Here is a 12,990-nt window from a genome sequence, read left to right on the forward strand (position 1 = left end):
AAATATAATATAATTAAAAATATATCAACAAAATATTACAATAATCTTGCAACTAAAAGAGTGATATCATCAAATTGAGGAGTTTTTCCTCTGAAAGAAATAGTTTCATTAACTATATCATCAACTAATTCTTTAGCATCATCATAATCATTTTTAAGAATATTTTTAAGTCTTTCTTCGCCATATTCTTCTTCATCTTTATTGAAAGTTTCAGTAATACCATCGGTATATAAAATAATAGTATCTCCATTAGAATAAGAAATCTGCTTATTTTGATATTTAGCATCTTCAATAAATCCTAAAGGCTTACCATGAGTATGCATTTCAAGTATAGAATCTAAAGAACTAATTTGATATTTTTTTAATAAATACTGAGTTAAATGCCCTGCATTAGAGTATGTAAGAGTTTTATTTTCAGTATCAATAACAACTAAGAAACAAGTAACAAACATACCATTATTAGAATCTTTATATATATGCTTATTTGCAGATTCTAATATTTTAGCAGGATCGTCCATCTCAGAAAAATACACTCTTAATATAGAGCGTGTCATAGTCATAAAAAATCCAGCCCCCAAACCTTTACCAGATACATCAGCTATAACAAGAGCATATTTAGCATCACTTATTTTTATATAATCGTAGAAATCACCGCCTACATTTTTACTTGGTATGCTTACCGCTGCTATATCAAATAAACCGTCATTAGGAAACTCTTTAGGAAGTACGCTTTTCTGAAGCTGTTCTGTAAAGTTAATCTCTTCTGTTAGAGATTCTTTTATTTTTGACTCTTCAGATAATAACACATGCATATAATTCTCGCCTATCTGCTGAGCAAGCATTTCTAAAAGCGATAAATTACTTAAATTAAATGCCTTATCAATATTTCTCTCTGTAGCAGAAAGAAAACCTATTATCTCATCTTTCGCTGCGATTGGAGCTACCATAAAACTATTTCTTTTATATCTAAGACTTTTATTAGGTCTGAATCTGCTGTCTCTGTCTACATCATAGGAATAAACAGGCTTTCCAGTACGAAGAACTTCTGAAAGTACATTGTCATCAACAGTTACAATACCGTATTTAAGAACATCTTCATCAATACCAATACCAGCCTTAAACTTGAAAACTCCATTATCTTTTAATATAACAGATACTCTATGAGCTTCAAATGCCTCACATACTATACTGATATTATCATTAAGTATCTCTTCAATAGTTTCGCATTTATTGATAGAAATAGACATCTGATACAAAGCACCTACCTCATAAGCCCTTGACTGTGCTCTGTCGTATACCATTTTATTAACTAAAGCTAAAGATACAATATTAGCAAATAATGACATTACAACTGTATCCTGCTCTATAAACTTTCCATTTTTTTTATTTATTAAAAATAATGAACCTATATTTTTTTTTCTTACTTTTAGAGGTACAAATAATATATTTTTAAGCTCTTCTCCTAATACTTCTTTCATAGGAATAAAAGCAGAATCTTCCTGCGGATCATTAGAATATAATGAACATGATGTGGTATAAGCTCTTACAGCCAGAGGTCTTTCGCTGTCAATAATATTTCCAAAGAATTTACTTCCCAAAGGACCTATAGACATTTCATAGTGAAGATTATATAATTCCTGATCCACCAAATATAAAAGAATAGAATCTGTGTACATAATAGTTTTTATTTCTGATATGATTGTAACTAGGGTTTCATCATGATCGCCGCTGGCATTCATTCTTTTGATAATACCAGAAAATACTTCAAGCTGCTTTTCGGGATTATCCACTATATCATATATATCCACACAATACCTCTAAATGTTATTAGTATATACTATTTTATTATATCATAGTGTATTTTATAGTCAACATATATTTTTTCTTTTTAAGCATTCTACTCGTTTTAATAGTCATTGATAAAATCAGCTGCAATTTTATTTAATAATATGATATTGAAGTTTTTTTATTAATTGTTATATTATATCAAAAAATTTAATTATTTTTAAGGAAGATATGAAAAGAGGCATAACAATAGAAGGTGTAAATATACCATCAAGATTTTTTTTAGCCCCTATGGCTGGATATACTGATTATATATTTAGAAGATTATCAAGAAGATTTGGAGCAGGACTTCTTATAACAGAGCTTGTAAGTGCTGCTGCTTTAGCAAGACAGGTTAAAAAAACTTACAGATATATGGAGCATAAAGAAGATGAATACCCAATATCACTTCAGTTATTCGGGGCCAATGAAGATGATTATAAAAAGGCAATAGAAATAACCAATTTAAGCGGATTTTCATTTATAGACATTAATATGGGCTGCCCCACAAAAAAAGTAGTAAAAAATAACGGAGGGGCTGGACTTTTAGAAGATACAGGTAAAATGGTTTCAATACTAAATGCTGTAAAAAGTGTATCGCCTTTGCCTGTAAGCGTAAAAATAAGACTTGGACTCAAACGAGGAGAAGGCGGAGAAATAGAAAGAGCATTAGCATTAAAAGAAAATGGAGCATGCTTTCTTACATTGCATGGAAGATATGCAAGCGATTTATACAGAGGTACTGCTGACTGGGAGGCTATAGCAAGAGTAAAAGAGGCACTTGGAAAAGATTATATACTAATAGGAAACGGAGATATAAAAACTAAAGAAGATGCATTAAAAGCATTTAATATATCAAATGTGGATGGAATAATGGTTGGAAGAGGTGCTGTTGGAAATCCTTGGATATTCAGAGAGCTTAACACAATATTTGAAGATAATGATGATTATAATAATGATATAACAGAAAATGACAGTTTAAAAAACATTATTAAAGAACATATTAATGGCTGCTGTGAACTTTATGGTGAAATAAGCGGTATACATTTTATGCGTAAGTTTGTTATGAAATATCTAACTGGATATAGAATGGAAAATAAAATTGAACTTATGAAATGCGAAAGCAAAGAAGAATTATTTAAAATATTGGACAGCATAATATCTTAATAATATAAATATTTATAATAAATAAGGCTCTGACTAAAAACTCAAAGCCTTATTTAATTATTATTTACTGCTCTACTAAAATATTTTTTTCAGTATCTTTATCAAATATATGAAGTTTATTCAAATCAAAATCCATAAATGCCTGCTGATCTCTTTTATAATCTTCGCTTGTATTTATTCTTATAGTAATTTGAGAATCTCCGAAGTTCATATACAGATAACTTTCAGAACCTATCATCTCGATAACATCTATAACAGCCTGTATCAAATTTGGAGAATTGCTTTCTGATTTGTCTTTATATAAAAAAACATTTTCAGGTCTTATTCCAAGTACAGCTTCTTTTCCATCATAAGAATCATCAAGTTTTGAAATTCTGTCATTATTAAGTTCAATTTCATATCCGTCAAAACTAGCATACCACTTTCCGCTTTTTTTAGTTAAAACAGCATTTATAAAATTCATTTGAGGTGCCCCAATAAATCCAGCTACAAATAAATTTTTAGGACTATTATAGAGAGTTTTAGCATCATCAACCTGCATAATATCTCCGTCTTTCATAACTACTATTCTAGTACCCATAGTCATGGCCTCTATTTGGTCATGAGTTACATATACAAAAGTAGTCTGAAGCTGTTTATGAAGTTTAATTAATTCTGTACGCATCTGTACTCTTAATTTGGCATCAAGATTTGATAAAGGCTCATCTAATAAAAATACGGATGGATTTCTTACCATAGCCCTTCCTAATGCCACTCTTTGACGCTGACCGCCTGATAATGCTTTTGGTTTTCTGTCTAATAAATGTGCTATATCAAGAATTTCAGCAGCCCATTTTACACGTTTTTTTATTTCATCTTTAGAAGTTTTTCTTAATTCCAAACCAAAAGCCATATTTTTAAATACTGACATATGAGGATATAAAGCATAGTTCTGAAAAACCATAGCAATATCCCTATCTTTTGGAGCTACATCATTAACTAATCTATCGCCGATATAAAGTTTACCGTCTGTTATATCTTCAAGTCCTGCTATCATACGAAGTGTTGTGGACTTACCGCATCCGGAAGGACCTACAAGAATAACAAATTCCTTATCTTCTATATACAAGCTGAAATCTTTAACTACTTCTACATTATTATCATATACTTTTCTTACATGCTCAAATTTTATGCTTGACATACTAAGCCCTTCCTTCTATTTGTAATATATTATCTAAATTATTTTAAGCCAAAAATATATGATTTATTATTATAAAACAAATTTTTTTAACTCATCAGCAAGTAAATTGGCATCAGTACCTACTACTATATGTACTTCATTATTATTTATTTTTTCTACAGCAGGATAATATTTTTTTATTTCATCAGTATCAACTTTGCTCATATCTTTTACATTAAGTCTTAATCTGGTAGCACAATTATTTACTTTTACTATATTTTCTATTCCGCCAAGCAAAGGAAGAAGCAAAACTGTTTTTACTTTCTGACTATCTAATAATTTTCTCAAAGCATCAGCAAGCAAACTAGCATCAGTACCTACTACTATATGCACCTCTGTATCGCTTATTTTTTGTACAGCAGGATAATATTTTTTTATTTCATCAGTATTAACTTTATTCATATCTTTTATATTAAGTCTTAATCTAGTAGCACAATTATTTACTTTTTCTATATTCTCTATTCCGCCAAGCAAAGGGATAATAGACCAAGCCCTGCTGCCATAATTGTTTTCATTATTATTTTCATCTGAAGAAGTATTAGCAATATTCAATATTTTTTCAAGTTCTTCAGCCAAAGAAAAAACATTAGTACCCACTACGATATGCACCTCTCTATCACTTATTTTTTGTACGGCAGGATAATATTTTTTTATCTCTTCAGCATTAACTTTGCTCATATCTTTAACTTCAAGTCTTAATCTAGTGGCACAATTATTTACTTTTACTATATTTTCTCTGTTTCCAAGTAAAGGAATAAGCTGTAATGCCATATTGTCTGAACTATCATCAGAAGCTAATATTTTTTCTAAAGATTCAGCAAGCAGTCCCGCATTGGTTCCTACTACTATATGCACTTCAGTATCGCTTATTTTCTGTACAGCAGGATAATATTTTTTTATCTCTTCAGCATTAACTTTATCAGCATCTTTTACTTCAAGTCTAAGTCTAGTAGCACAATTATTTACTTTTACTATATTCTTCCTTCCTCCTAATAAACTTAAAGGAAGTATAAATTTTATATCTTTTTTATTATCTTTCATTTATTAAGCCCCATAATATTTAATTATTATAATATTAACACAATATTTATTTTATTTCTATATAATAGAAAAAAACCTGCAGTAAAATAATAATACTGCAGGCTATAATATTTTCAAATGTTATAATAATTATTTCTTAGCTACTTTCTTAAACTCATCTGCCAAGAACTGTACTTTAGGTCCTACAATTACTTGTACAGAAGTTTTTCCGGGAGTTAAAACACCAGGGAACAATTTTTTAATTTCATCAGCCTGTATAATAGTATTGTCTTTAACTTCTAATCTTAATCTAGTAGCACAGTTATCAATATCAACTATATTTTCAATACCTCCAAGTAAAGGAAGAAGCATCAATGCTTTTTCTGCATAAGAAGCATCGCCTGAAATAGTAACTTCTACTTCTGCTTCATCATCATCTTCTCTTCCCGGAGTTTTAAGATTAAATTTTCTGATAGCAAAATCAAATATAACAAAATAAAGTATAAAGAATACTATACCCTGTACAATAAGCATATACCAATGAGTAGCTAGCGGGTTTTTAGTAGATAATAGTAAGTCTATTAAACCAGCAGAAAATCCGAAACCAGCCATCCATTTCATACTAGCAGAAATAATCAAAGATATACAAGTAAGCAAAGCATGTATAACATACAATACAGGAGCTACAAACATAAATGAAAACTCTATAGGTTCAGTAACACCAGTAAAGAAGCTAGCAAAACCAGCAGCAAGCATTATAGATTTAATTTTATTTTTATTTTCAGGTTTAGCATTTTTTACAAAAGCAACACAAGCACCTAAAAGACCGAACATCATAATAGGGAAAAATCCTGCTTGATACATACCAGTAACACCTATAGTAGCAGTACCTGCATCTATAGAAGCCTGTCCACCCAAGAAGTTAGGTATATCATTAATACCTGCAACATCAAACCAGAATACTGAATTAAGAGCATGGTGCAAACCAACAGGAATTAAAAGTCTGTTGAAAAATCCGTATATACCGGCACCTATAGGTCCAAGACCAATTATAGCTTCACCAAAAGATACTAAAGCATTATAAATTGCAGGCCAAACAACCATCAAAATGAAAGAAACTACCATCATAACTACTGAAGTAATTATTGGTACAAATCTTCTTCCGCTGAAAAATGCTAAAAATTCAGGCAGCTGTACTTCGGCAAACTTATTATATAAGCCGCCGGCTATAACTCCGCAGAGTATTCCTATAAATTGGTTATTAATTTTAGCAAAACCAGCAGGTACTTGATCAACGGGTTTGCTTTGAATCATTGCAACTGTAGCAGGTGCTAAAAGAGTTGTTACAACTAAAAAAGCAACTAATCCAGCTAAAGCAGCAGCACCGTTTCTATCTTTAGACATACCAAATGCCACACCAATAGCAAATAATATAGGCATATTATCAATAATAGCTCCGCCTGCCTTAATAAAAAACGCAGCAACAGGACTTCCTCCTCCCCAGCCATTAGGGTCTATCCAATAGCCTATACCCAACAAAATAGCAGCTGCAGGCAATACAGCTACCGGAACCATTAGAGATTTACCTATTCTTTGTAGATAATTAAACATATATCCTCCATAAAAATTTAAAAAAATAATTATCTTTTACTATTAAAAAAAATTATTTCCGATGATACTTTTATCATCAATATAGAAAAATAATTTATAAATTAAAGACTATAATAATAAAAAACAATAATTTTTTACATATATTAATAGTATAGTATTTATTTATGATATTATCAAGCATTTTTTGTTAGTTTTGTTAACTAACAAACAAATAATCACATATTTTACATATAAAGTTATTTACTTTAAAAACTTTTATGATAAAATTATAAAAAATATGAGGAGGCATTATATGGGTTTATTCTCTAAAAAAATTGAAATAAAAAGTCCTATAAAAGGAAAATTAGTTGATGTTACTGAAGTAAAAGATGAAGCTTTTTCAAGCAAAGCACTTGGAGACGGAATGGCTATTATTCCTTATGATGGAAAAGTTTATTCGCCTGTTGATGGTGAAGTTGTTACTATGGTAGATAGTAATCATGCTATAGGAATATCTGCTAAGGGTATAGAAATACTTATACACATTGGAATGGATACTGTAAAATTAAAAGGAAAACATTTTAAAGCTCATGTTCAGGAAGGCAGCAAAGTAAAAGCAGGAACTTTATTAATAGAATTTGACAAAGAGGAAATTGAAAAAGAATATGATATTACTTCGCCTATTATAATACCAAACTTCTCAGAATTAAAATCATTAGAAAAAACTGAACACAGAGATGTTGAAGTTGGAGATGTTATAATGACTATAGTTAAATAATATTTTTTAATAATTTTAGGGAGGAGTGCTTTTTAATAAACTCCCCCCTATATTTTACGAAAATCAAAAAAATATAATCAATTACTATTTTTAATCTTCTTTTAACTTTCTATAAAGTGTAGCCCTTTCAATACCCAATATTTTTGCAACCTGAGCTTTATTAAAATTATTATGGCTAAGAAGATAATTAATATACATCTTTTCAAGTTCTTCCAAAGTAACATTTCCATCAACAACAAAATCATCATTACTGCTGCTTTTTAATGCCCAATCAGGAATACTGCTTTCATCTATTTTACCATCTTTGCACATTACAACCATAGTTTCTATTGTATTTCTAAGCTCTCTGACATTACCCTCCCATTGTAAAGATGATAATATTTTATAAACTTTTTTATCAACAGAATTTATTTCTATAGAATGAACCTTTGAAAACTCCTTGATAAAATTATCTATCAAAAGCGGTATATCCTCTCTTCTCTCTCTAAGCGGAGGCATCTCTATTTTTATAACATTAAGCCTATAATATAAATCCTCTCTAAACTTTCCCTCTTTTATCTCTTCAGACAATTTTTTATTTGTAGCAGCAATTACCCTTATATCAACATCAATAGGAGTATTAGAACCTACCCTCTCAATTACCCGCTCTTCAAGCACCCTTAAAAGTTTAACCTGAACAGCCTGATTAATCTCCCCTATCTCGTCCAAAAATATAGTGCCTTTATTTGCCGCCTCAAATCTTCCTATCTTCTTATCAACCGCCCCTGTAAAAGAACCTTTTTCATGACCAAATAATTCACTTTCAAGTACACCTTCAGAAAGTGCCGCACAGTTTACAGTAATATAAGGCTGTTTTGCTCTGTCCGATATTTGATGAATGGCACTTGCTACTAATTCCTTACCTGTTCCGCTTTCTCCCTCTATAAGAACTGTAGCTTTAGTCCTTGCCACCTGTTTTATTGCTTCATAAACTTTTAATATCTTAGCACTATGACCTATCATTCCATAAAAACTTTCATTGTAGTCAACACGTTTTTCTAAAGTTTCATTAGTCTTTTTTATATTTTTACTCTCTAAAGCCCTAGCTATTATTAAAAGCATTTTATCAAGATTAAAAGGCTTAGTCATAAAGTCATAAGCACCAAGCCTCATCATCTCAACTGCCGTCTCGACATTGCCATGCCCCGTGAGAACTATAACTGGTATATGCTTATCAAACTCCAATATATCTTTTAAAAATTCCTCTCCTGTTTTTTCCGGCATTTTTAAATCTGTTATAACCAAATCTATTCCGCCTTTATAAACAGTTTCTATACCCTTCTCTCCGTTTTCAGCAGTTACTACTTCATAACCTTCAAACTCTAACGATTTTTTAATACCATCTCTTATATTTTTTTCATCGTCTATTACTAATATCTTAGGCATAATCTAATAAATCCGTATTTAAAAATTTTTGATTTTCTTGCTTCAAAGGCAGCTTTATTATAACTTCACTACCCTTCCCATATTCACTTTCTATTGTTATATTGCCGTTATGAGCCTCTATTATACGAACAACATTTGTAAGTCCAAGACCTGTGCCATGTCTTTTTGTGGTAAAATAAGGCTCAAATATTTTATTTAAATCTTCTTCTTTTATTCCTATACCCGTATCCTTTATACTTATAACAGCATAATTATCAATAGTTTTTAATTTTATATAAATCTCTTTTTTATTATCATTCATAGCATCAATTGCATTCTGTATTATGTTAATTAAAGCCTGTTTTATATATCTTTCATCTAATTTTAGTATTAAATTGTCCTTATCAAATTTTATATCTATACTAACATTATTTTTTTCTATCTCATATTTTAAAAATGACACTGTAGAAAGAATAAGGGCATTTATATTAACATCTTCAATATTTAATTCTAATTTACGTACCGAAAACAAAAATGAGTTAATAGTATCTTCAAGCCTTCCGATTTCCTCTTTGATAATATCAGAATATTCTTTGAAATCTTTATAACACTGACAGTCATTATCCATATTCTTTTTTATTATCTTATCTATAAGCTGAACATATATAGAAATAGATCCAAGAGGATTTTTTATTTCATGTGCAACCCCAGCTGCAAGAGTAGTAAGTGATGCAAGCTGTTCTGCACGTTTAAGTTTCTGAGCACTTTCATAAGTTTTTGTTATATCAAATGCTTTTATAAGAGTGCCTATAATTCTTCCCCTCTCTCCTATAGGAAGTATATTTATCTGAAGTATTCTTTCACTTTCATTATCTTTTAATAATTTAGTTTCTGCGTTACTACTATTAATAAGTTCAAGTATAGTTTTTCCTATATCATTATCAGGCATGCATTTTGAAAGAGATTCTCCTTCAGAGTTTCTAGGTATTGAAAACAAGAAGCAAGCCTTTTTATTTATCCCCTGTATCATTCCTTCATTATCTATTGCTATTATACCCTCTTCAAGATTTTCTATAATGATATTTTGAGAATACCAAAGCGTAGATAATCTTTGAAACACTTTCTTCTTTTCAGCATCAGAAACTTTATCGAAATTCTGAAAAATTTTATCAAAAAACTGATTTGTCCTATTCATTTTATAAAGTATAATAAAAATAAAAAAAACTTCAATAACAAAAAAACATTATAATTGAAAAATAAATTTAAATAATATAAAATATAATTATCTAATACAATTTAACTGCAGACTTTTTTAAAAACTATTTTTATATAATCAAAATTCTTAGATTTATCAATTTTTAATTGTTCTTTTTAATCATTTTATATATTATAAACCTATATACTAGACAAGCTCAGATACTCTTCACAAAAGTACAAATATAAAATAATGCTATATAGTACTAATTATGTTTTACATGTAGGATAAATTATTAAATTTATAATAAAATATAAAATGACTTTTGAGATAAGTCTAGGACCGCAGACTGTCTAAAATTTAGATATATAATATTATTTATCATAATACATTATAATTTAAATTATCACTATAAACGAAAATAAATACCTATGAAACAATACAATACAAATATAAAAATAAAAAAGATGAATAGAATAAGCTCCATTCATCTCTTAAAAAATATAATAATAATTTATATAAACTAATTATTTAGTATAAATCTTACCGTTATGTTTTTGTTTTATTTTTTGAACAGTATCAGATATCATATTAACAGATTCCATAATATCAGCAAACACATCAGGTTTTATAGACTGTGCCCCATCACATAAAGCATGCTCTGGATCATTATGCACTTCTATTATCATACCATCTGCACCTGCAGAAATAGCTGACAATGTGAGAGGAAGTGCCATCCATGATTTTCCGCTGGCATGCGAAGGATCTCCTATAACAGGCAAATGACTTAAACGCTTTATTGCAGGTATTGCACTTACATCAAATGTATTTCTAGTATAAGTCTCAAATGTTCTTATACCTCTTTCGCATAGCACTACATTTTCATTACCTTGATTGAGTATATACTCAGCACTCATAAGCCATTCTTCTATAGTGCTTGACAAACCTCTTTTTAAAAGTATAGGCTTTTTTAATTTTCCTACTTCTTTTAAAAGTTCAAAGTTCTGCATGTTTCTTGCTCCAATCTGAATCATGTCCACTGTATTATCAAAGTCCTCTAAATGTCTTATAGATACAATCTCACTTACGATAGGTATTCCAACTTCTTCTCTTGCAAGTTTTAATATTTTAAGTCCGTCCAAAGCTAATCCCTGAAATGCATAAGGAGAAGTTCTAGGTTTGAACGCTCCGCCTCTAAGTATAGAAGCACCAGAAGCCTTTACACTCTTAGCTATATTAATAACCTGCTCTTCACTTTCAACAGAACAAGGTCCTGCAATAATTGTAGGATTACCCTCCCCTATTTTTACTCCGCTTACATCAACTATAGTGTCTTCTTTTTTGAACGCTCTATTTGCTCTTTTAAATGGCTCCTGCACTTTCAATACTTTAGATACTCCGGGCAAAGATGAGATTAAATCTCTGTCTATCTTTGAGGTATCCCCAACCATTCCTATTACTGTATAGTCCACTCCTACACTTTTATTAATCCCAAGACCTGCCTCTGTAAGCCTTTCTATAATGTTATTAATATGTTCTTCTTTGGCATTTGGTTTCATTACTACTATCATAATAAATACTCCTTAAATGAAATAATTAATTAAAAATCAATAAGCTAAAAAATATAAAAATTGTGAGTGTCTGGTATTCGTAAGAATACCAGAGCCTTAAAACGAACAATTTTTATTAGCAACAATTATAAGTCTTTCTATAATGTTATTAATATGTTCCTCTTTTGCATTTGGTTTCATTACCACTATCATAATAAATTCTCCTTAAAAAACAGTTAATTAAAAATTGATGAACTTAAATATAAAAATTAAGTATTAATAAAAAGTTTAAATATATAAATTTGTTTTTGTTAGAAAAAATAGATACTCCGGCGTCTTAAACGCCATAATAGAAGAAGTAATAAGCGTAAATGCTTTTGAAATTAATTGAAAATAAATTACCTTTCATAGTAATAAATTATATACAAAAAATGTAAAAAGTCAAGACTTTATAATTTTTTAAACTCATAAAACAGATAAAAGCACCTGCAAAAATACAGATGCTTATTAATTTGATATTATGCCAAAGATAAGGCTACTTCCATCATATTAGTAAAAGTTTTCTCTCTCTGTTCAGCAGTTGTAGCCTCACCTGTAACAAGAGAATCCGAAATAGTAACCATACAAAGAGCATTAACTCCAGCATAAGCAGCATTCATATATAAAGCAGCAGCTTCCATCTCAACAGCCAATACTCCCATTTTAGCCCATTTCGGCGTTGCATTATTAGCCCCGTAAAATACATCAGATGAAACTATATTGCCAACCTGATAATTAATATTCATTTCATCAGCTTTATTAACAGCTTTTCTAAGTAATTCATAACTAGCTATAGGAGCAAAAGTACCCGGAAGTTCATACTGAGAAGCATAATTAGAATCAGTGCACGCCCCCATTGCTATAACTAAATCTCCTATATGAAGTTTATCAGATAAAGCCCCAGCTGTACCAATACGTATTAAGTTCTTACAGCCGTAAAAATGAATAAGCTCATAAGAATATATACTGCAAGAAGGCATTCCCATACCTGTGCCTTGAACAGAAACTTTTTTTCCTTTATAAGTACCTGTAAAACCAAACATATTTCTTATAGAGTTATACTGAACAACATTTTCTAAGAAATTTTCAGCTATAAATTTTGCTCTTAAAGGATCCCCCGGTAAAAGTATAGTCTCTGCAATATCGCCTTTATTTGCTCCTATATGAGGTGTAGCCATAGTATTTTACTCCTTTGTTTTTATAT

10 protein-coding genes are annotated in these 12,990 nt (G+C 29.9%); 2 read left to right on the top strand and 8 right to left on the bottom strand.

Annotation, left to right across the window (positions count from 1 at the left end; all coding sequences use genetic code 11):
* Nucleotides 1-35 precede the first annotated feature (35 nt).
* Nucleotides 36-1,808 carry a SpoIIE family protein phosphatase gene (locus BMUR_RS01465; protein ID WP_013112819.1) on the bottom strand — a complete coding sequence of 591 codons (1,773 nt, stop codon included), beginning with the start codon at nt 1,806-1,808 and terminating at the stop codon, nt 36-38.
* Between the two features lie 208 nt (nt 1,809-2,016).
* Between BMUR_RS01465 and BMUR_RS01470 the strand changes: the two genes are divergently transcribed.
* A complete protein-coding gene (locus BMUR_RS01470) occupies nt 2,017-2,991 on the top strand; it encodes a tRNA dihydrouridine synthase (RefSeq protein WP_013112820.1) in 975 nt (324 codons plus the stop codon).
* A 64-nt stretch (nt 2,992-3,055) separates the two neighbouring features.
* Here BMUR_RS01470 and BMUR_RS01475 read toward each other — a convergent pair whose 3' ends face one another.
* The 3 genes from BMUR_RS01475 to nagE form a co-directional block, all read right to left on the bottom strand.
* Nucleotides 3,056-4,171 carry an ABC transporter ATP-binding protein gene (locus BMUR_RS01475; protein WP_013112821.1) on the bottom strand — a complete coding sequence of 372 codons (1,116 nt, stop codon included), beginning with the start codon at nt 4,169-4,171 and terminating at the stop codon, nt 3,056-3,058.
* 69 nt (nt 4,172-4,240) lie between these two features.
* Nucleotides 4,241-5,251, bottom strand: a complete 1,011-nt coding sequence (locus BMUR_RS15130; protein WP_013112822.1) for a PTS transporter subunit EIIB — start codon at nt 5,249-5,251, stop codon at nt 4,241-4,243.
* A gap of 129 nt (nt 5,252-5,380) precedes the next feature.
* Nucleotides 5,381-6,841 carry an N-acetylglucosamine-specific PTS transporter subunit IIBC gene (gene nagE / locus BMUR_RS01485; protein ID WP_013112823.1) on the bottom strand — a complete coding sequence of 487 codons (1,461 nt, stop codon included), beginning with the start codon at nt 6,839-6,841 and terminating at the stop codon, nt 5,381-5,383.
* A 292-nt stretch (nt 6,842-7,133) separates the two neighbouring features.
* On the opposite strand from nagE, the gene BMUR_RS01490 reads away from it, so the two are divergent.
* Nucleotides 7,134-7,598, top strand: coding sequence for a PTS sugar transporter subunit IIA (locus BMUR_RS01490; protein ID WP_041749966.1), 465 nt, complete (start codon nt 7,134-7,136; stop codon nt 7,596-7,598).
* A 90-nt stretch (nt 7,599-7,688) separates the two neighbouring features.
* Here BMUR_RS01490 and BMUR_RS01495 read toward each other — a convergent pair whose 3' ends face one another.
* The 4 genes from BMUR_RS01495 to deoD form a co-directional block, all read right to left on the bottom strand.
* Complete coding sequence (locus tag BMUR_RS01495; protein ID WP_013112824.1) at nt 7,689-9,023, bottom strand: sigma-54-dependent transcriptional regulator; 1,335 nt, start codon at nt 9,021-9,023, stop codon at nt 7,689-7,691.
* Complete coding sequence (locus BMUR_RS01500; RefSeq protein ID WP_013112825.1) at nt 9,016-10,197, bottom strand: two-component system sensor histidine kinase NtrB; 1,182 nt, start codon at nt 10,195-10,197, stop codon at nt 9,016-9,018. Before BMUR_RS01500 ends, BMUR_RS01495 begins: the two co-directional genes overlap by 8 nt.
* A gap of 527 nt (nt 10,198-10,724) precedes the next feature.
* The gene (aroF, locus tag BMUR_RS01505; RefSeq protein ID WP_013112826.1) at nt 10,725-11,768 is read right to left on the bottom strand and encodes a 3-deoxy-7-phosphoheptulonate synthase; all 1,044 of its coding nucleotides are present in this window, start codon (nt 11,766-11,768) and stop codon (nt 10,725-10,727) included.
* Between the two features lie 497 nt (nt 11,769-12,265).
* Nucleotides 12,266-12,964 (bottom strand): purine-nucleoside phosphorylase, encoded by a 699-nt coding sequence (gene deoD / locus BMUR_RS01510; protein WP_013112828.1) that lies wholly within the window; start codon nt 12,962-12,964, stop codon nt 12,266-12,268.
* Nucleotides 12,965-12,990: the final 26 nt, after the last annotated feature.

It is taken from the genome of Brachyspira murdochii DSM 12563 (genome assembly GCF_000092845.1).
GTDB classification, from domain to species: domain Bacteria; phylum Spirochaetota; class Brachyspiria; order Brachyspirales; family Brachyspiraceae; genus Brachyspira; species Brachyspira murdochii.